The sequence below is a fragment of the Methylomonas sp. MS20 genome (assembly GCF_050275925.1).
Taxonomy (GTDB): domain Bacteria; phylum Pseudomonadota; class Gammaproteobacteria; order Methylococcales; family Methylomonadaceae; genus Methylomonas; species Methylomonas koyamae_A.
Window position 1 is genome coordinate 2,106,228 of record NZ_CP189962.1, and the last position, 19,405, is coordinate 2,125,632.

A 19,405-nucleotide genomic window follows, 5' to 3' on the forward strand; every position below is an offset into this window, starting at 1 on the left:
GTAGTCTCCAGCGAAATGCCAGCTCCATGATCACGAGCGAGTTCAGTGGAGGCCAACAAAAACCGACGCTCTCACCGACTAAGAAAGTCACTCGCTTCACCAGGCTGTTTTTCGCACTGCGGCGAGAAGACAGCGGGCAACTAAAAAGTCTCTTCTGGGTTATCAATACCGCGACTTAGCAGACTAATATTTGTATACTCCAGCCTGGAAGATGTTGGGATTCTTCAAGTAAAATCAATCGCCTAATCGATTATTCCGGTCCAATTGCTTGGCGTCAGCACCGTGTTTTCTGGCGGACGGCTATTATCCAAATTCGGATAATCCTTGGTGTAATGCAGGCCGCGGCTTTCCTTCCGCTGTTGCGCGCAACGGATGATCAATTCGGCAACGGTGACCAAACTGCGCAGTTCCAATAGGTCGCTGGTCACGCGGAATTGACCGTAGTACTCGGCAATTTCTTCTTTCAGCAACACCAACCGGTTCATGGCGCGTTCGAGACGTTTATTGGTGCGAACGATGCCCACATAGTCCCACATAAAGCGCCTGAGCTCGTCCCAGTTATGGGCGATCACGACTTCCTCGTCGGAATCGCCGACTTGCGATTCGTCCCAATCCGGCAGGGCGGGCGGCATCGGAATAGCATCGAAGCAATGGCGAATATCCTGGTTGGCTTGCTCTGCGAAAACCAAGCACTCGAGCAGGGAGTTACTAGCCATCCGGTTAGCACCGTGCAAGCCGGTGCAAGCGACTTCGCCGACTGCGTATAGGCCTGGAATGTCGGTGCGGGCATTGGCATCCGTCAATATACCACCACAGGTGTAATGAGCGGCGGGGACTACCGGTATCGGTTGCTGACTGATGTCGATGTCCAGCTCCAGGCATTGGGTATAAATTGTTGGGAAATGTTTTTGGATGAATTCCCGCGATTTATGACTGATGTCCAGATAAATGCAATCGATACCGTGTTTCTTGATTTCGTTATCAATGGCGCGGGCGACGATGTCGCGCGGGGCCAGTTCCAAGCGGGCGTCGTAACGTTGCATGAAACGCTCGCCATTCGGCAGAATTAAATGACCGCCTTCGCCGCGCACCGCTTCGCTGATTAGGAACGAACGTGCGCTGGGGTGATAGAGACAAGTCGGGTGAAATTGCATGAATTCCATGTTGGCGACCCGGCAGCCGGCCCGCCATGCCAGCGCGATGCCGTCGCCTGTGGAGATATGCGGATTGGTGGAATAGAGGTAGACTTTGTTTGCGCCGCCGGTGGCAAGTACCACCACTCTCGCGGCGATAGACAAAATATGGCCGGTTTGGCTGTTCAAAACATAGGCACCGCAGACCCGTCGCTCGGTTAGTCCCAATTTGTCGGTGGTGATCAGTTCGACAACATTATGATTTTCCAACAACGTCACGTTGGGATGCGCCTTGGCGCGGTCGATCAACGACAACGAGACGGCTTTGCCGGTAGCATCGTCACTGTGTACGATGCGACGGTGCGAATGGCCGCCTTCGCGGTTCAAATGCAATTGCTTTTCGCCGTTAGCGGTGTTTTCCTCGGTGAAGCTGACCCCTTGGCGGCATAGCCATTCAATGCTTTCGCGACCTTGGGAAACCGTCAATCGGACGATATCTTGATCGCAAAGATCGGCTCCGGCGATCAAGGTATCCTCGATATGAGACTCTATGGAATCATGCTGATCGTCAAACACCGCCGAAATGCCGCCTTGAGCGTAATAAGTGCTACATTCGGTCAGTGCGAATTTGGCAAGAACCGCCACTTTATAAGTATCGGCAAGGCGGAGGGCCAAGCTTAAACCGGCGCCACCGCTGCCGGCGATCAGAATGTCGTAATAGGGATGGCGGGAATTTCCTGGGCGTTGGTCTGTCAAGGCGGTCTATGTAAGCAAAAATGACGAGAGCGCGGCGGCGGAATCGGTGAAAATCCGGGCATTCCGGCGAGGCGGCGCATGAGCCGGAAAATCATATCTTGTTTTAAGGGTGCGGTAATTTTTTTTGTATTGCCAGAACTAATGATGTTTAATTCTGTCCACTTTTATATCAAAACAGAGCAGTGAACGAGCAAGTAAGGCAGACCGAGGATTTGGACCAAGATCTAGTGCAACGCGTGCAGCAAGGCGATAAATCCGCCTTCGATCTCTTGGTGATCAAATACCAACATAAAATCGTCCATCTGGTGAACCGTTACGTCAAAGATCCCAGCGAGGCGCAGGACGTAGCTCAGGATACCTTCATTAAGGCATATCGGGCGTTGGGCGATTTTCGCGGCGAAAGCGCTTTTTACACTTGGCTGTACCGGATCGCCATCAATACCGCGAAAAACTACCTGCTGTCCCGTTCCAGACGCCATTTTGACTATGAAGTCGATGTTCAAGATGCCGAGCAGGTTGAAAATGCTCCGCAATTGAAGGATATCGAAACGCCGGAAAGCGTCTTAGCCAACGAACAAATTGTTCGAGTAATACGCTCGGCGATCGAAAATTTGCCCGAGGAAATGCGGATCGCGATCACGCTACGCGAGTTCGAAGGCATGAGCTACGAGGAAATCGCCATCGCGATGGATTGCCCGATCGGTACGGTGCGATCCAGGATTTTCCGGGCGCGGGAAGCGATAGAACAAAAACTTAACCCATTGCTCGACTAAAGGTATTTCGATGCAAGACCAACTTAACGAAAAAATTTCTCAATTGGTGGACGACGATCTGGCCAACGGCGAAGCGTTGCGACTCCTGCAGCGCCTACGCCACGACGACGAACTCGGCGCGAAATTGCGACATTACCAGATCATCGGAGAGGCATTTCGTAGCGACGAATGTATCGTGCTGCGTAAAGATTTCGCCGACCGCATACACAGCGAAATTCGAGCCGAGCCCATTTATCTCTTACCTCGCAAAAAACCGGTCCTTAACTGGCGGAAAGCCTCGCTGGCGATAGCGGCTTCGGCCGTATTGGCGGTTGTTTGGATGGCCAGTTACATGAACTCAAACCAGCCTGCCAAAATTGGCGGCGTAGAAATGATCGCGCAACGCCAAATCCCCGCCGGCGAGATGCACGCCCGCTTCAAGGAATATCTGCAAGCTCACGATAACTCTTTGTATGTGAACAGCGAGCCGCGTCAGCAGCCCTATACCCGCGTTGTAGGCTACCAACAGGAATGATGGCGTGAAAGTAATAGCGGTGTTTCTGTTTTGGGTGGTTTGCCAAACCGTCCGAGCCGACGATGTGGCCGGCGGTGCCCTGAAATGGCTGGAAAATATGAGTCTCGCGATGAAGACCCTCAGTTTTCAAGGTACGATCATCTTCATGAAGAACGGCCAACTCGACACGATGAAGTACCATCATCTGGTTGAGAACGGCGTCGAGCAAGAACGTTTGACTTCCCTGAATTCGCCGATGCGGGAAGTCGTCCGAAAGTCCAACGAAGTGACCTGCATTTTTAAGGAAACCCAACAAAAAATCGTCAATCATCACCCGTTGGATAGTTCCTTTATTATCAACATGCCGCGGAATACCGCGGGCCTGGAAAAAAATTATCAACTAGGTTTGGAGGGGCAGGAAGCGGTTGCCATGCTCCCAACCCAAATCGTCACGATTCAACCCAAGGACGATCTGCGCTACATCCGTAAGATCTGGATCGACACCCAGTTCTATCTGCCGTTAAAAGTGGAAGTGTACAACCTGGACGGCACCACGCTGGAACAAGTGGTGTTTACCGATCTCAGCAGGGACGGTGTCGGCACGGCGACCCCCGCTGCGGTCACCGGCGACGACAGTCGGTTCCACACCAAACATATCCATACCAGTCAGGCCGAGCCGCTGGAGCAAGCGCCTTTCGAACTCAAACAATGGCCACCCGGCTTCGAACCGGTGTTTTTCATCCGCAATTCAATCGAAAAGTCCGGCAAAGCGGTGGATCATTTGTTGATTAGCGACGGTTTCGCAACGGTTTCGGTTTATCGAGAAGCTAAGGAAGCGCAAGGCATCGAAGGTTTGCATACGCTCGGTTCCGTGAATTCGGTCAGTCGAATCCTTGGAGAACAACAAATCACCGTTCTCGGCGAAGTGCCCGCCAAAACCGTCGAAATGATCGCCGCCGGTATTGTGTTGCGGTAAACGCGCGAATTCGTTTTTCTTTGTAAATTTGGAGCTTACATGCTGAATAGGCTGTTTTTCGGAGTCTTGATCTACTATGCGTCGGCCTTTGCCGCCGCCCATGCGCAATTGCCGGACTTTACCGAGATGGTAAAAACCAACGGCGACGCTGTCGTCAACATCAGCACCACGCAAAAATCCACCGACCCGCAAGCCGACGGCGACCAACAGCCAATTCCGCAGGATGTGCCGCCTGAAATGGAAGAATTATTCCGGCGCTTCTTTCAGGGACCGGGACGCGGTTACACCCCCCGCGAAACCAATTCGCTGGGTTCCGGCTTCATCATATCCCGCGACGGTTATTTGCTGACGAATCACCACGTGGTTAATAACGCGTCGGAAATCGTCGTTAAGCTCAAGGATCGCCGCGAATTGATCGCGAAATTGATCGGCTCCGACGAAAGCACGGACGTCGCATTGCTGAAAGTCGATGCCAAGGACTTGCCTGTCGTCGAAATCGGTGCCCCGGAGCAATTACAGGTTGGCGAATGGGTCTTGGCGATCGGTACGCCGTTCGGCTTCGATCAATCGGTCACCGCGGGCATTGTCAGCGCCAAAGGGCGTAGTCTGCCAGACGGCAACTATGTGCCGTTCATTCAAACCGACGTGGCAATCAACCCGGGCAACTCCGGTGGACCGTTGTTTAATATGCAGGGTAAGGTGGTCGGCATAAATTCGCAGATTTATAGCCGATCCGGCGGCTACATGGGATTGTCGTTCGCGATTCCGATCGATGTCGCGATGAACGTGGTCGAGCAAATCAAAAGCAAGGGTAAAGTCTCGCGCGGCTGGTTGGGCGTCCAGATTCAAGACGTCAACCGCCAGTTGGCCGAATCCTTCGGCATGGATAGGCCGCACGGCGCGTTGGTCGCCAAGGTCGTGCCGGGCGGACCGGCGGAAAAAGCCGGCCTGCAAATCGGCGACATCATCGTCGAATTCAACGGCCACGTCATCGAAACCTCCGGCGAATTGCCGCCCCGCGTCGGCGTGACCCCTATTGACGAAAAGGCCAAGGTCAAGATCATTCGTCACGGCGAACAACAGGATATCAGCGTCAAAATAGGTTTATTGCCGGCGCAAAACACCGCTGCGTTATCGAACGCGCCGACCGCCGCCGAAACGCAGATCAACCGCTTGGGCATTGTGGTGGCCGACTTGACCAGCGAACAGCGTCAACAAGCTCAGGTCGAAAAAAACGGTGTGTTGGTACAAAAGGTCAATAAAGGTATCGCGTTGGATGCCGGTATTCAGCCGGGCGACATTATTCTGCGAATCCAAAACACCGTCATCCGCGATTCGGCGGATTTCAACAGCGTGATCACCAAACTGCCGGCCGAGAAATCGATCGCGGTCCTTGTCCAACGTAACGGTAACCCGGTATTCTTAGCGTTTAAGATAGACAAGTGATCTGATTGAGGTGACTCAATGGCTACGGCAAGCAATGTGACGCAATTGATTGGCAACACGCCGCTGTTGAAGCTGCAAAAAGTGGTTGCCGAGCACTCCTCGACGGTTTACGTAAAGCTGGAGTCTCGTAACCCCGGCGGCTCGGTTAAGGACCGGATCGGCATGGCGATGATCCAGGCGGCCGAGCGATCGGGGCACTTGAAGACCGGCGGCACGATTGTCGAGCCCACCTCGGGTAATACCGGTATCGCGCTGGCCATGGTCGGCGCGGCGCGCGGCTATCGCTGCATTTTGACGATGCCGGAGACCATGTCGGTCGAACGTCGGCAGTTGCTGGCCTTGTACGGCGCCGAGATTGTCCTGACGCCGGGCAGTGAAGGCATGAAGGGCGCAATCGCTAAAGCCTGGGAAATCGTTGAACAAACGCCTGGCGCGTTTATGCCGCAGCAATTCGAAAATCCCGCCAACCCGGAAGTGCATCGACAAACCACCGCTCAGGAAATCTGGTCGGCGACCGACGGATTGGTTGATGCTTTCGTCTGTGGTGTCGGTACCGGCGGTACCATCTCCGGCGTTGCCGACGTCATCAAGAACCGGAATCCCAAGTTTTTGGCGATTGCGGTCGAGCCGGCCGAATCGCCGGTCATTTCCGGCGGCAGTCATGGTCCGCATAAAATTCAAGGCATCGGCGCTGGTTTCGTACCGAAGAACTTGGATGTCGATTTACTGGACGGCATTGAGCTGATCAGCACCGAGCAGGCGATGGCCATGCGCAAACGTCTAATCGGCGAAGAGGGCATCATGGTCGGCATCTCTTCCGGCGCCAGTATTTGCGCGGCACTACGGGTGGCCGAGCGCTTGGGGCCGAACAAATCCGTCGTCACTATCGCCCACGATACCGGCGAACGCTATCTGAGCATGGGCTGAACCGGTTCGCCGGCCGCCGTTAATCCGTTTCCCGAGACCTATGGCGGACATCAAACTTAAATCGCGCTCCGGCGGTCTGGGCTATCTGATCAACCGCATCCAGACGCTGTTCGTCAGCATGTTGCGGATCTGGACGATACCCATCGTGTTGATGTTGAGCCTTTCGTCCGGATTCACCACTTACTATGGCCTGTCCCATTTTATTACGCCGTGGATTGCGTTGGTCATTACCATCGCGATTCAATCCATCATCGTCATCTGCTCGTTGGAAATCGCCGGTATCCATTGGAAAGCCAACCGGATGCGATTTTTCAGCGTCGTCGCGTCGTTGACGATAGCCTTGGCGGCGTCGGTGACGTTCTCTTATTTCAAGTTTTACGAGATTTCCGAAGCAGAAACCCTGCACATCAATCGTTTGCATCAGTTGCGCGAGCAAACCAAAACATACCTGGATGCGGTATTGCAGCTCAAGGCCCGCGTACTACAACAGCAAAAACAGGCGCTGGACCAAGCGTCGCTGGACGTGTCGCAAGCTTATTTCGGCACGCACAATCAAATTGCCCCCGGCTATAAAAACCAAGTGGGTGAAGGTCCGTTTTGGCGGCATTACAACCAGCTCTACCAGGAGAAGAAACAGCGCTTCCAGCAACAGGAACAAGCATTTGCGGCGCTGGACGCACCTCTGCGAGAATTGCAAGTCCATTTGAACGAATTGGACGTGACACGCGACATCGAAACTACCTACGGATTGTTCCTGAAAAGCTATCAGGACCTGCAAGCCGGCATTAACCAAATTGTTGGCGGTAGCGGCGAAGCCTTGCCGGATGCGCCGCTGTTGATGACCTATAAGCAGTTCACCGAGGAAGTCAAACCATCGTTCGCGATGTGGCGCGGTTTCTCGTGGTTTGCCTTCGCTTGCGCGGCGATGGTGGATTTCTTCACGGTGTTGCTGTCCTATCGTCTGGAATTTACCGCGCCCGGTCCATTGACCGAACAGGAAGAAGAATTGGTGTTCGAATGCCTGCGCCAGTTCAGCGAATTTCGGATCAACGAAAACGACGAGCTGGAAATGATCATCGAAAGAACCGACCTGGAAAAGGCTCGGCGCTATTCGGATTGGTCGCGGATGTTCGTCGTCGGTTTATTGCTCAGCCGAGGCTTTCTGCGTAAGGTCGACGAGCGTACCGTGGAGTTTGCTCCCAACCTTTATCCGCTGATCGCCGAGAAAATGTCCGATAAAATCGCCGCGATCAAGCAAAAAGCCGCGGACACCAGTCGTGGAGCCGGCGATGCCTAACGAGCAGTCCGAACTCGACGCATGGTTGACCGGCGCCGATTTGGCCGACGGCGATCCCGCCGATGCGATGCCCTGGGTGGCCGATTTCGATCCCGATCGGCAAATGGTGTTGCGTCGCTTGGGGCCTTACCAAAAATATTACCCACGCCCCAAGCGCTTCATCAAACGTTTTTATCACCGTTTGTACCCGTTAGCGATTGCCTACTGGCCGCAGCGCAAACAGATCAAACTGTTCGACGAATTTTGCACGCTGGATTTACGTTTGGAGTTGCGCTTTCAGGCGACTTTCGACTACGCGATGAAGAATCTGGACCGTTTGGAGCATCTGAACGAGCATATCAAACAACGTTATGCCGACATCGTCGAAGACGTCGTACAACGTGAACTAACCAATCTGGCTGACGGCGCCTGGATACAAAACGGCCTGAACGCTGTCGAAACGCGGATGGCGTTGGCCTTAGCCGAGACTTTCGTGCAACAAAGCCTACAAGCGCAGGCGATGTGCCGAATCGACGTCGAGTTTAGCGAATTCGAATCGGTGAAATTGGGTCGGGACAGCGTCTATCTGAACGTGCTGCGCAAGACCTACGAGTTCAACCGCGACCGAACCTTGGAACTGGCCCGTCAGCAACGCTTGCTGGAGCAAGAGGAAATCGTCGAACGCCGCCGCCAGTTGGAGCATCTGGCGCAAACGGCCGAATTGGACTTGCAAGCCCAGGCCATCGAAGCCGACAAACAATGCCGCTTGTTGGCGGCCCAACAGGATCAATTGGCGGAACAACTGGCGCTGGAAAAACGCTTGCAAGCCGAACGCCTGCGTCACGAAATGGAATTGCAGGAAATGCGCCAGGAAGCCGAATTGCGCAGCCAGGAAAAACAAGCGGCGCGCCGGCGATTGGCCGAAAGCCTACATCTGGCCGACCAATTGGCGCATCAGGCCGCGCAGCACGAAAAACAGGTCGCCGCCGACATTCAGCGGCGGCTGAGGGAGCAACATTTACGGCAAACCAGCCTACTTAACGACGAGGGACTGAATCATGACAACCAGACCGAATAAGCTCATTTTTACCCGCTTTCTAGCCCTGATATTGTTGGCTCTGACCGGCGCCTGTGCGACGACCCCGCAGCCGTTGCGGTTTCGTACCGAGATCGATGCCTTGACCGCCGCCGACGTACAGTCCGTCGCCGGCAAGCGTTACGTCATCCTGCCCGGCAATACCGACGGCAACCCGCAAGACTTACAATTCATCGAGTTCGCCGGGTATATAGAAAAAATCTTGAACAATCGCGGTTACCTCAAGGCCGATAAGCCGCAAAACAGCGATTTGGTGATGTTTTTAAGCTACGGCGTCGGATCGCCGGAGTCGCGGCAATTGGCATATGACGTGCCGATGTGGAACGACTTCTATCCTTACGGTCCCTACGGCATGGGCATGTACCGTTATTACCGGGGTTACTATCCCGGTTGGGGCGTCGGCGGTTATAGTCAGCGCGTGGAATCCTATACTACCTTCCGGCGCTATTTGTTGTTGGAAGCTTGCGAGACCGCCACGTATCTGCAAAGCGGGCAACGCAAACAAATCTGGCGCGCCAATGTGCAAAGTAGCGGTCTCAGCAACGACTTGCGGTTGGTTTTCCCTTATTTGGCGGCGGCAATGCAACCTTATCTCGGCACCAACACCGGCCATATGGTCACGGTCGACATCGACGAATCCGATCCCTTAGTCGGCAGTTTATTGGGGCCGTTTCGCGGCACCGGGATTACACCGCAACCCAACAGCGTCGGTCGTTAGCTCTTCGACCGGCTCCGGCTTGACTTCCCGATAGGCTAGCGCCAGACTTGTCAACCCCGGTGTAGGTAACATCGGGGTAATTCAGGGACTATCAAAAACGACAATCGGGAGCCTACGATGAAGGTACTAACAGCCGTTTGGCTATTCATAGCCGCGTTGACCGCCGCAAACCCGGCCTGGGCCAAATACGAACTGGCGCCGGGCGACACCGTCCTAACCAATTGCCGCGACATCTACACCAAGGGCGTTATCAAGGCCAAGGTCGATGACGGCTACACCGTGCATTTTCCAAAGAACGCCGGCCCTATCCAATGTCCGCCGTTTCGGTGGCACGCCGAATTCGTATTGCCTTTCCAATCGGTGCCGGAATATCGGCTGAAGTTTTTGGGCGGCTTCAAAAAAGACATCGTGTTTCGGACCGGCGAAGCGGTGACGCTACGCTTCGAAGCCGATAAGCGTATCGTCAAGAGTCGGGCCGTCGTCGATATCGATGCCCAGATCACCGACATCAGCGCCAACGGCGCCATTGCCGTCAAATTGCTCAGTCAGGACCCCGAGGCGGCCGCCACCTTCTGGCAACAAGTCGGCAGCAATTATGTCGATGTGCGCCATAAAGCTCTGGAAGCCGAGCGCGACAAGCGCGCCCGCTGATCGACCGGTTTCAATCCCTGACCCAGTTCTCCACCAGCCGGCTGGGAATATGTGCCGACTCGCTGGAACGGGGGTAATCCTTGCCGGCAATCACGCAGTACACCACCCGCAAGGTATCGCCCAATAGCAGCCAGGTGATTAGCATGAACAAGCCGGTCAAGCCGGCGTTCAGGTAATCGTTGAAAATCAGATGCGGCGCCTTGCCGGCCATGTCCGCGCTGAGCGTCCCGGCCTGCAGTTTGGCCGACAGGTCTTCGGCGTGGCTTAAAAAACCGATTCGTAAATCCGCCGAAAACAGTTTCTCCCAGGCCGCGCTGCTGGTAACCACGATCAGCCAGGACAAGGGCAGGGCGGTGACCCAAACGTATTTCAATTTGTTCGACTTCACCAAAATCGTGGTGCCGACGCACAGCGCGATCGCCGCCAGCATTTGATTGGCGATGCCGAACAAGGGCCACAAGCTATTGATGCCGCCCAGCGGATCGATGGTGCCCATGTACAGGAAATAACCCCAGGCCGCGACCACTGCGCCGCTGGTCAAAATAATGCTGGCGTAATGATTGGTCTGGCCGGCGCCGATGCCGAAGTTGCCCAGCATGTCCTGCAACATAAAGCGGGCCACTCGGGTGCCGGCGTCCAACGTGGTCAGAATGAACAAGGCTTCGAACATGATCGCGAAGTGGTACCAGGCCGCCAGCATGTTTGCGCCGAAAACTTGCGCAAACAAATTGGCCATGCCGACCGCCAACGACGGCGCACCGCCGGTCCGGGCAAACAGCGTCGATTCGCCCATGGTTTGCGCCAATCGCTGCATTTGCTCGACACCGACCGGAAAGCCCCAACTGCTGATTTTGGCGACCGCATCGGCCGCATTCGCGCCGACGATGCCCGCCGGGCTGTTGATCGCGAAATACACGCCGGGTTCAAGCACGCTGGCCGCGATCATCGCCATGATGGCGACAAAGGATTCCATCATCATCGCCCCGTAGCCGATAAAGCGGGCATCGGTTTCGTTAGCCAGCAGCTTGGGCGTGGTACCGGACGCGATCAACGAATGAAAACCGGAAATTGCGCCGCAGGCAATCGTAATAAACACAAACGGAAATAACTTACCGCCGAAAATCGGCCCGCTGCCGTCCACGAACTGGGTCAAGGCCGGCATCTTCAAATCCGGGCGCAACACGACGATAGCCACCGCCAGCGCCGCGATCGTGCCCAGTTTCATGAAGGTGGACAAATAATCGCGCGGCGCCAATAACAGCCAGACCGGCAACACCGCCGCCGCGAAGCCGTACAAGATCACCATCACCGCCAATTGCGGCGCATCGTAATCGAACCAAGCGCGCAAGGTCGGATTCTCGTCTATCCAGCCGCCGCCGACTACCGCGAAGATCAACAACGACACGCCGATCAAGGTCGCCTCGGCGACCCGGCCGGGCCGCAGATTATGCAAATACAGCCCCATCAATACCGCGATCGGAATCGTCGCCGCCACCGTGGATGTCGCCCACGGACTGTGCTTCATCGCGTTGACCACCACCAGGCCCAGCACCGCGATCAAGATCACCATGATCATCATCACGCCTATCATCGCCGCGCCGCCGCCGATGGCGCCGAGTTCATCCTTCGCCATTTGCCCCAGCGAGCGCCCGTCGCGGCGCACCGAGAAAAACAAGGTCACGAAGTCCTGCACGCAACCGCCCAACACCGCGCCGATCAAAATCCACAGCGTGCCGGGCAAATAGCCGAATTGCGCCGCCAGGGTCGGGCCGATCAACGGGCCGGGGCCGGCAATTGCCGCGAAATGATGGCCGAACACCACCCATTTGTGGGTCGGCATAAAGTCGCGGCCGTCGTCGAAACGTTCGGCCGGTGTGGCCCGGCCGGCATCCAGCATCAACACCTTGGCGGCGATGAACGCGCTGTAAAAACGGTAGCCCAAGGCGTAAACGCAGATCGCGGCGACGATGATCCACAAGCTATTAATGGTTTCGCCGCGTTGTAGCGCAATGCCGGCCACGGCAACGGCGCCGATCGCGGCGATGACTATCCACAGTAAATTAACGGGTAAGCGTGAGCTTGAGCTCGGCATGACCAAATCCTTGATGGTGCAAATGAAAAATGTGAGGGCAATCATGGTATCACGACGGCGGAATCGCCTGAAACCGTGAAGCTTTCCGGATGGGCATCGTGCGGGGAGGGTGGCGCAATAATGGAGGGAACCGCGGTGCGGTCTCGATCGGCTCTCACCGCGAAACTGGAAACGACCTTGCTGGCCGATTATGATAGAGTCCAGTCCAGGTGCTTATGTCGAATGGTTGTGCGTAAACGACATGCCTTGGTTGATTCGGCAGACTCGTGACTCGATCGATTAGGGGCTGTTGCCGTTTTACATGGGTAACCAAATAAAAGCGCAGGCCAAAGCGACGAGGCTTTCAAAATTGCGTTTCAATTTGTCATATCGCGTCGCGATGGCTCTGAAATGTTTCAGTCGCGCAAAGACATTTTCAACGAGGTGGCGATATTTGTAGAGGCACCAATCCATTCCGTCATTCCCGATGGTTGAATTCTGTTTTCTAGGAATGATGGGCACACTCCCTTTCTCTCGAATTTGAGTCCGTAAGGGTTCACTGTCATAACCTTTGTCAGCAACCGTGTAGTTAGCCAAAGGCAGTTTAGCCACTAATTTCGGTGCTTCTTTGCAGTCATGGACTTCACCACCGGTAACCGAGAAATGAATAGGAAGCCCGCAGGCATCAACGGCCATATGGATTTTCGTAGTGTTACCCGCGACTGATTTCCCAATCGCGGCATCCTGTTCATGGGCCGCGCCACTACTATGCTGATGCGCTTTCACGATACTGCCGTCAATAAAGGTCCATTCCAAATCCGGTTCCACAATCAGTCCCCGAAAGATGCCCATCAGTTTTTCTTGAAGCGACCAAGCATTGAATCGTTTGTAAACGGCATTCCACTTGCCAAACGTTGCAGGCAGGTCTCTCCAGGGACAGCCGACTCGCATGCGATAAAAAATCCCTTCTACCGTTTGCCGGAGCGAAGGCTTGTCATAAATCCCTAACAGGCTGTTGAAATTTGCCGATATACCTTCGGTTTCGACGCCATTTTCCGAAGCACCGGGTGGTCTGGAAGCCTGATTGGGCCTCAAAAACCGGTTTTAGCCGGTTATATTCACCCCGAAGGGGGTCAATTCCGCCTTTGGGCGGATTTCAGGCGCACTAGCGCCTAGGCGGTCGTGTAACGCCAGCCGAAAATGGCGCCCATCCGCGTTAGGTTATAGGCCGCAAACGTAAAAATCGTTTGCGCGGCGACTTTCTTCAAACCCCGGAATTTGGTCTGCCGTAGTGGGCCAACGGTCTTGGCCCAGCCGAAGACCTCTTCGATCCGCTTACGGATTTTGAGGCTTTTGCGGTAGCCGTTGTGTCGGGTGGTGCGGCCGTCGATGGCCGAGCCTTTGTCCTTGCTGGCGACATGCGGGGTCACCTTGCGCTGGCGTAGATTGGCGACAAAGTCTTGGGTGTCATAGTTTTTATCGGCACCCAAGGTCGCGCCCGGCTTGTGGATCGTACGCTTGACCATGGTTTGAGCCGCTTCGCGTTCCGCTGTTCCCTTGGCCTGAGTGACTTCGACATCGACCACCAGGCCGTTACGGTTTTCCATCAAAGCATGACCAAGAAATGCCAACTGCGATTTGTCGCCCTCGCTCTTTTTGTACAGCCGCGCATCGGGATCGGTACGTGATACGTGAGTCTCGTTACTGCGCTGCTCGCCCTTGAAGTTGACCGTGGGATTACGGCCGCCGTCTTCCGGCGGAGGGGTCGAGCCGTCTTTTTTGACGAAACTCTTGTGCGAGGCCCAGGCCTGAATCAGCGTACCGTCCACGGAAAAATGTTCGTCGGACAGCAACTTTTGCCAGTCCGCCAAGGCCAACACCCGTTCGAAAAACAAACGACTGATGCGCTCGTTCAGCAAGCGGTCGCGGTTGGCGCTGAAGGTGGAGTGGTCCCACACGGCGTCATCCATGGTCAAGCCGACGAACCAGCGGTAAAGCAGATTGAAGTCGATATGCTCCACCAACTGCCGCTCCGAGCGGATGGAAAACAAGACTTGCAGCAGGCTGGCGCGTAACAGGCGCTCCGGCGGAATGGAATCCCGGCCGCGACGGGCGTAGAGCGCATCGAACTCGTCATCCAATGTGGCCAGCAACAGATCGACCACTTTGCGCAGCTTGCGGAGCGGATGTTTTTTTGGAATCCGTTCTTCCAGGGTTCGGTAACTGAACAGTTCTTCTTGAGTAATGTCGGCGCCGCGCATGGATTCGATAGAATATGTGGAAAACAAAAGCATTTTACCATTAATAACAATGTGTTACGAATATATCCAGCACCTAGCTCAACGAATCAATGCGGCTTGCGGAGGAGATAAAATCAACAGCCTGCTAGGCTTAACATGATGGCTTTGAGTTTATTCCAGTATTCATCCGTAAATAGCTGTCGGGGCATCGTTTGCTTGTCTTTTGATTGAAAAATCAATCTAATGAGGCAGAGCCGCTCAATTTCAAGGCTATTGTTTCAAAATGGCAACAGCCCCTATTTGCTCATGGATAGACTGGGAACGACCCAAAAGCGACATTTGGCGTTGGCTAAGCTGAGAGTCTGGTTTGCTTAAAATAAAATCAATACATGGCTATGTTTTTCTTAAGGTGATAGTATCCTGAACTATAGAATTCATAGCGAATATAAACGGTGAAAATTTGCCAGCCAGCCAATTTAGGTTGGGCAGACGGTTGTTATTTGTAAAGTAGCAGAAACACCTCGGCCCCCACTGCTAATGGAAGCTGACCGTATACCACCGATTATTGGCATCGGCGCATCAGCCGGGGGACTGGAAGCGCTCGAACAATTCTTTCGTCATGTTCCATCAGTCTGTGGCGCAGGATTCGTGGTTATCCAGCATCTTGATCCGACTCGCAAAGGCATCCTGCCTGAATTGTTGCAGCGGGTCACATCGATGAAGGTCGAGCAGGCTGAAGAAGGCATGAAGGTCAAAGCCGATTACGTCTATGTCATTCCCTCTAATAAAGACTTATCTATTCTCCAGGGCAAATTGCATTTGCTCGAGCCCACCGCTCGACGCGGATTGCGATTGCCGATTGATTATTTTTTTTCATGCTCTCGCAGATGACCAACACGAACGCGCCATCGGTGTGATTCTGTCGGGCATGGGCTCCGACGGTACTGAAGGTTTGCGCGCCATCAAAGAAAATGCCGGGTTGGCATTGGTGCAATCCCCGGATTCCGCCAAATTTGATGCAATGCCACACAGCGCTATCGATGCGGGTTTGGCGGATATTGTCGCCACTCCGGACGCGCTTTGGGATCATATAGTCACCTATCTCCGACAAGGGCTCTGCGGTGAGTACGTGGCGTCCGAACCCGTCTTAGCGCTGAAATCACAAAGCAGCCTCGAACAAATCATCGCTTTACTGCGCTCACGCACGGGCAACGATTTTTCCTTATACAAGAAAAACACCCTCTATCGCCGTATTGAACGGCGCATGGGGTTACACCAGATCAGCACGATTGCTCAGTACGTTCAGTATCTGCACAAAAATGTGCAAGAGCAGGATCTGCTGTTCAAGAAATTACTGATTGGTGTGACCAATTTTTTTAGGGATGCTCCCGTATGGGAGCAGCTTAAAAATCATGTCATTCCGGCTCTGCTCGCTGAATACCGTACTCAGGATAATGTCATTGACGGCGTGGTCATCACCTTTATCGACATATCTGAAACTAAAAGGCTGGAAGCTCAACTCAGAGGAGATGGGGTATGAAAAAACAACCAGACCTTACTCGAAATCCAGATGAGCTGAGGCGTCAGGCCGAACAGCGGCTGACGACCAAACCCGAAATCGTCCCGGCATCGCCTAGTGACGAAAAACGGCTGGTGCATGAACTGCAGGTGCATCAGATTGAGCTGGAGATGCTGTATGAAAACCTGCGGTATGCGCAGGACGAACTGGAAAAATCCTGGGCCAGTTATTTCGATTTATACGATTTGGCCCCCGTGGGTTATCTGACTATCAGTGATCGCGATGTCATCCTGAATGCCAATCTGACCGCGACATCTCTGCTCGGCGTTACTCGCAAAGCTTTGCTCAAAAAGCTCTTGACTCAATTTATACTGGATACGGACCAGGATGTTTACTACTTACATCGTCAACAGTTGACGGAGACCGGCAACCCCCAGATATTTGAACTGCGTCTTATTAAACAGGATGGCGCGGCCTATTGGTCGCGGCTGGAAATGAACCGCTCGGTCGGCACTGACAAAAATCAACTGTTTCGTGTCGTAATGATCGATATCAGCCAACAAAAAGCCAACGACGATTATCTACGTCAGGCTGCGGCGATGTTCGAATCAGCTCGAGAAAGGGTCATGGTGACGGATGCGGGTTCCCGGATACTGGTCGTCAATCGGGCTTTCAGTGAGCTAACCGGTTATTCGGCTACTGAAGTGATAGGACAAACGCCGCAATTCCTCAAGTCGGGTCGGCAGGCTACGGTGTTTTATCGGCTCATGTGGGCTGAAATCGATAAAACCGGCTACTGGCAAGGCGAAATCTGGAATCGGCGCAAGAACGGCGAGATTTATCCGCAAATGCTTAGCATCAGTGCGGTACGCAATGAACATCAGCAGGTGACGCATTATGTCGGCGTGTTTTCCGACATCACTCAACTCAAGGACGCGGTTAATCGCCTGGATTATCTGGCGCATCATGATCCATTGACGGACCTGCCCAACCGTTTATTGTTATTCGCACGTCTGGAGCACTGCATCGAGTTGTCAAATCGTGAACGTAAATCGGCCGCGTTGTTAATGCTGGATCTGGATCGATTCAAGGACGTCAACGACAGCTTTGGTCATCTGGCCGGTGACGAACTGCTGCAAAAGGTCGCTGAACGTTTAACCAGCCGCTTGCGGGGTGTGGATACGGTAACCCGGCTGGGTGGCGATGAATTTGCATTGTTGTTGGAGGATTTGTCGCATCCGCAGGATGCAGCGCTGGTGGCCACCGAGATTATAGAAGCTCTCAGCGATCCCTGGCGCTTGTCCAACGGTGTGGAAGTTCGTATTGGAGTCAGCGTTGGCATCAGCTTGTTTCCCGAGCATGGCGAAACGTCCGAAGAATTGCTGCAGCATGCCGATGCCGCCCTTTATCGCGCCAAAAATGAAGACCGGGGTAACTTTAGATACTTTTCTGAGGATCTGACTGAGGCGGCTAAACGCCGCATCAACCTGGAATCGTTATTGCGACGCGCGATCACCAAAGCAGAATTACGGGTGCATTATCAACTTCAGGTAGACCTGCGTACCGGTGCCATCATCGGTGCAGAAGCCTTGTTACGCTGGCAAAATAGCGACGAAGGCATGATACCGCCCAGTCAGTTTATTTCGGTGGCGGAAGAAACGGGGCTGATTGGCGAGATTGGTGAATGGGTACTATTGGAGGTTTGCCGACAAGGCAAGCACTGGCTCGAAGCCGGCATTCCACCGCTCACTTTGGCTGTTAATTTGTCGCCCTATCAATTTCGGCATGGTGATATCGTCGCTAGTGTGGTCGCCATACTCAACGAAACGGGGTTTCCGGCAGAGCGTCTGGAATTGGAACTAACGGAAAGTACACTGATGGCTAGGGAATCCGAAACCGTGGATATACTCCGGCAATTAAGGTTTTTAGGCGTACGTCTGGCCATTGACGACTTCGGTACTGGTTATTCTTCCCTGGCCTATCTTAAACGCTTCCCGCTGGACACCCTGAAAATTGATAAGTCGTTTATTGATGACATTCCACAACTGGAAGACGACAATGAAATCGCTGCAGCCATTATTGGAATGGCTCACACGTTACGATTAAAAGTCTTGGCTGAAGGCGTAGAAACCGAAGAGCAGCTTAACTTTCTGAAAGAGCACGGCTGCGATTTTTATCAAGGCTATTACAAAAGCCCGGCGGTTCCTGCTGAAACATTTGTTGGCCTTTTGCAATAGTTTACATAACGTCGCTGTGAGTTGTAAGCATCAATGTTGAACTTAATCTAAGGCGTAAGTGGAGGTTCAATGCCCTGGGTTTTGGCTATAAAAACAAGGCGAGCCCTAGGCTCGCCTTGATTAAATTGCTAATTTATTAGCAGTAATGTATTTTGATTCAGCAATGCTTTTTAGTGGTGGTCACCTCCACGCTGCCCGGCTTTTACAGAGGACTGAATTGAGTCCACCGAAAACTGTAATAATTGTCCATTTTGACTGCCATCTTTTTGAATCCAACCATAAGTTAATGTTGGGCCTGCGTCAAATTTAGACAAATCAAATGACAATGGTAACTTAGTATTCTTTAAAGCGCCTTTGCTGCCGGATTTGCTCGAAAGATTAATTCCTGCCGAACCCTCTGAATAAAGCTCGTTATCTAACAATATTGAATTTCCGGCGATGTTTGCCATGTCCTCGACATTACCACCTTGATTGTTGAAAACTGTAATGGTAATTCCTTTGGACATCACAAAATGGTCGCCAACGCTTACGGACATTACAAACGGTGCCGGAATACTATAAGAAGCGTAATTAGGCAATGACAAGTCTTGGGGTTGGCTCTCGTAAGATAAAACACCAGTAACCGTATCTCCTATTGTAGCGAGACTGCCACCATAAACGACTGTCCCGGTAAATTTAAGTGTTGCCAATTCAGCTCGTGCAAAACCGGATACGAAAATTAATGCAGATGCCAAAACTGACAATGTTTTAGTTGGAAGCATAAATACCTTCTAATGAGGATTGAAAAATTGAGAAGTATGAAAACTAAAATGTGACTAATAATCACCAAAAGCGCAATTTTCTGAACTGCGTGAAAGAAGCGTTTTTACGTTTGCTCAAATACAGCAACGCGATAATAAGAAGGATAGCCGTAACTTATTGTGCACCCACTCACATTGACCACTAATCATTCCGCATCAGTTTGGATTTGTGACTCAAACCCATAGGCTGCGCGTATCTATCGGATCGGAGCTTGAAACTCCATTGCCGCGAGTGCCGGAAATACGCTGTTGGTGGCTAGCGTTGTTGGGAAGGGATGGGAAGCTAGTAGTGG

The 19,405-nt window shown here is 53.2% G+C and carries 17 protein-coding genes; 12 read left to right on the forward strand and 5 right to left on the reverse strand.

Going from position 1 to position 19,405, the window contains the following annotated elements; translation table 11 throughout:
• Positions 1 to 242: 242 nt before the first annotated feature.
• Entirely contained in the window at positions 243 to 1,889 is a 1,647-nt protein-coding gene (gene nadB / locus ACQE3D_RS09120) for an L-aspartate oxidase (protein ID WP_313728231.1), read from the reverse strand.
• Positions 1,890 to 2,071: 182 nt separating this feature from the next.
• On the opposite strand from nadB, the gene rpoE reads away from it, so the two are divergent.
• From rpoE to ACQE3D_RS09165, 9 genes are all read left to right on the forward strand, one after another.
• Positions 2,072 to 2,662 carry an RNA polymerase sigma factor RpoE gene (rpoE, locus tag ACQE3D_RS09125; protein WP_064026608.1) on the forward strand — a complete coding sequence of 197 codons (591 nt, stop codon included), beginning with the start codon at positions 2,072 to 2,074 and terminating at the stop codon, positions 2,660 to 2,662.
• A 10-nt stretch (positions 2,663 to 2,672) separates the two neighbouring features.
• A complete protein-coding gene (locus ACQE3D_RS09130) occupies positions 2,673 to 3,176 on the forward strand; it encodes a sigma-E factor negative regulatory protein (protein ID WP_313728230.1) in 504 nt (167 codons plus the stop codon).
• A gap of 4 nt (positions 3,177 to 3,180) precedes the next feature.
• Positions 3,181 to 4,131, forward strand: a complete 951-nt coding sequence (locus ACQE3D_RS09135) for a MucB/RseB C-terminal domain-containing protein (protein WP_313728229.1) — start codon at positions 3,181 to 3,183, stop codon at positions 4,129 to 4,131.
• Positions 4,132 to 4,170: 39 nt separating this feature from the next.
• Entirely contained in the window at positions 4,171 to 5,577 is a 1,407-nt protein-coding gene (locus ACQE3D_RS09140; RefSeq protein WP_064026605.1) for a DegQ family serine endoprotease, read from the forward strand.
• A gap of 18 nt (positions 5,578 to 5,595) precedes the next feature.
• A complete protein-coding gene (cysK, locus tag ACQE3D_RS09145) occupies positions 5,596 to 6,504 on the forward strand; it encodes a cysteine synthase A (protein WP_313728228.1) in 909 nt (302 codons plus the stop codon).
• Between the two features lie 40 nt (positions 6,505 to 6,544).
• Positions 6,545 to 7,801 carry a hypothetical protein gene (locus ACQE3D_RS09150; protein WP_313728227.1) on the forward strand — a complete coding sequence of 419 codons (1,257 nt, stop codon included), beginning with the start codon at positions 6,545 to 6,547 and terminating at the stop codon, positions 7,799 to 7,801.
• Positions 7,794 to 8,858 carry a hypothetical protein gene (locus tag ACQE3D_RS09155; protein WP_313728226.1) on the forward strand — a complete coding sequence of 355 codons (1,065 nt, stop codon included), beginning with the start codon at positions 7,794 to 7,796 and terminating at the stop codon, positions 8,856 to 8,858. Before ACQE3D_RS09150 ends, ACQE3D_RS09155 begins: the two co-directional genes overlap by 8 nt.
• Positions 8,839 to 9,594, forward strand: a complete 756-nt coding sequence (locus ACQE3D_RS09160; RefSeq protein WP_064026598.1) for a hypothetical protein — start codon at positions 8,839 to 8,841, stop codon at positions 9,592 to 9,594. Before ACQE3D_RS09155 ends, ACQE3D_RS09160 begins: the two co-directional genes overlap by 20 nt.
• Before the next feature lie 117 nt (positions 9,595 to 9,711).
• The gene (locus ACQE3D_RS09165; protein ID WP_313728225.1) at positions 9,712 to 10,245 is read left to right on the forward strand and encodes a hypothetical protein; all 534 of its coding nucleotides are present in this window, start codon (positions 9,712 to 9,714) and stop codon (positions 10,243 to 10,245) included.
• Positions 10,246 to 10,255: 10 nt separating this feature from the next.
• Here the strand turns inward: ACQE3D_RS09165 and ACQE3D_RS09170 are convergent, their stop codons facing one another.
• The 3 genes from ACQE3D_RS09170 to ACQE3D_RS09180 all read right to left on the reverse strand — a co-directional run bounded on the left by ACQE3D_RS09170 (position 10,256) and on the right by ACQE3D_RS09180 (position 14,577).
• Complete coding sequence (locus ACQE3D_RS09170; protein WP_313729449.1) at positions 10,256 to 12,337, reverse strand: carbon starvation CstA family protein; 2,082 nt, start codon at positions 12,335 to 12,337, stop codon at positions 10,256 to 10,258.
• 297 nt (positions 12,338 to 12,634) lie between these two features.
• Entirely contained in the window at positions 12,635 to 13,348 is a 714-nt protein-coding gene (locus tag ACQE3D_RS09175; protein WP_313729448.1) for an IS5 family transposase, read from the reverse strand.
• 140 nt (positions 13,349 to 13,488) lie between these two features.
• Positions 13,489 to 14,577, reverse strand: coding sequence for an IS5 family transposase (locus ACQE3D_RS09180; protein WP_313729447.1), 1,089 nt, complete (start codon positions 14,575 to 14,577; stop codon positions 13,489 to 13,491).
• Positions 14,578 to 15,093: 516 nt separating this feature from the next.
• Here ACQE3D_RS09180 and ACQE3D_RS09185 point away from each other — a divergent pair.
• From ACQE3D_RS09185 to ACQE3D_RS09195, 3 genes are read left to right on the forward strand one after another with little or no spacing between them, the layout of a single operon-like run.
• A complete protein-coding gene (locus ACQE3D_RS09185) occupies positions 15,094 to 15,447 on the forward strand; it encodes a chemotaxis protein CheB (protein WP_313728224.1) in 354 nt (117 codons plus the stop codon).
• The gene (locus ACQE3D_RS09190) at positions 15,416 to 16,096 is read left to right on the forward strand and encodes a chemotaxis protein CheB (RefSeq protein ID WP_313728223.1); all 681 of its coding nucleotides are present in this window, start codon (positions 15,416 to 15,418) and stop codon (positions 16,094 to 16,096) included. The genes ACQE3D_RS09185 and ACQE3D_RS09190 overlap by 32 nt, the downstream gene beginning before the upstream one ends.
• Positions 16,093 to 18,312, forward strand: a complete 2,220-nt coding sequence (locus ACQE3D_RS09195; RefSeq protein WP_313728222.1) for a putative bifunctional diguanylate cyclase/phosphodiesterase — start codon at positions 16,093 to 16,095, stop codon at positions 18,310 to 18,312. The genes ACQE3D_RS09190 and ACQE3D_RS09195 overlap by 4 nt, the downstream gene beginning before the upstream one ends.
• Before the next feature lie 170 nt (positions 18,313 to 18,482).
• Here the strand turns inward: ACQE3D_RS09195 and ACQE3D_RS09200 are convergent, their stop codons facing one another.
• Positions 18,483 to 19,073 carry a hypothetical protein gene (locus ACQE3D_RS09200; protein WP_313728221.1) on the reverse strand — a complete coding sequence of 197 codons (591 nt, stop codon included), beginning with the start codon at positions 19,071 to 19,073 and terminating at the stop codon, positions 18,483 to 18,485.
• Positions 19,074 to 19,405: the final 332 nt, after the last annotated feature.

Bases quoted from the DNA above. Each gene is read 5' to 3' on its own strand.
- ACQE3D_RS09130 (WP_313728230.1), top strand. From the start codon at position 2,673: ATGCAAGACCAACTTAACGAAAAAATTTCTCAATTGGTGGACGACGAT.
- ACQE3D_RS09140 (WP_064026605.1), top strand. From the start codon at position 4,171: ATGCTGAATAGGCTGTTTTTCGGAGTCTTGATCTACTATGCGTCGGCC.
- cysK (WP_313728228.1), top strand. From the start codon at position 5,596: ATGGCTACGGCAAGCAATGTGACGCAATTGATTGGCAACACGCCGCTG.
- ACQE3D_RS09150 (WP_313728227.1), top strand. From the start codon at position 6,545: ATGGCGGACATCAAACTTAAATCGCGCTCCGGCGGTCTGGGCTATCTG.
- ACQE3D_RS09155 (WP_313728226.1), top strand. From the start codon at position 7,794: ATGCCTAACGAGCAGTCCGAACTCGACGCATGGTTGACCGGCGCCGAT.
- ACQE3D_RS09160 (WP_064026598.1), top strand. From the start codon at position 8,839: ATGACAACCAGACCGAATAAGCTCATTTTTACCCGCTTTCTAGCCCTG.
- ACQE3D_RS09165 (WP_313728225.1), top strand. From the start codon at position 9,712: ATGAAGGTACTAACAGCCGTTTGGCTATTCATAGCCGCGTTGACCGCC.
- ACQE3D_RS09170 (WP_313729449.1), bottom strand. From the start codon at position 12,337: ATGCCGAGCTCAAGCTCACGCTTACCCGTTAATTTACTGTGGATAGTC.
- ACQE3D_RS09180 (WP_313729447.1), bottom strand. From the start codon at position 14,577: ATGCGCGGCGCCGACATTACTCAAGAAGAACTGTTCAGTTACCGAACC.
- ACQE3D_RS09185 (WP_313728224.1), top strand. From the start codon at position 15,094: ATGGAAGCTGACCGTATACCACCGATTATTGGCATCGGCGCATCAGCC.
- ACQE3D_RS09195 (WP_313728222.1), top strand. From the start codon at position 16,093: ATGAAAAAACAACCAGACCTTACTCGAAATCCAGATGAGCTGAGGCGT.
- ACQE3D_RS09200 (WP_313728221.1), bottom strand. From the start codon at position 19,073: ATGCTTCCAACTAAAACATTGTCAGTTTTGGCATCTGCATTAATTTTC.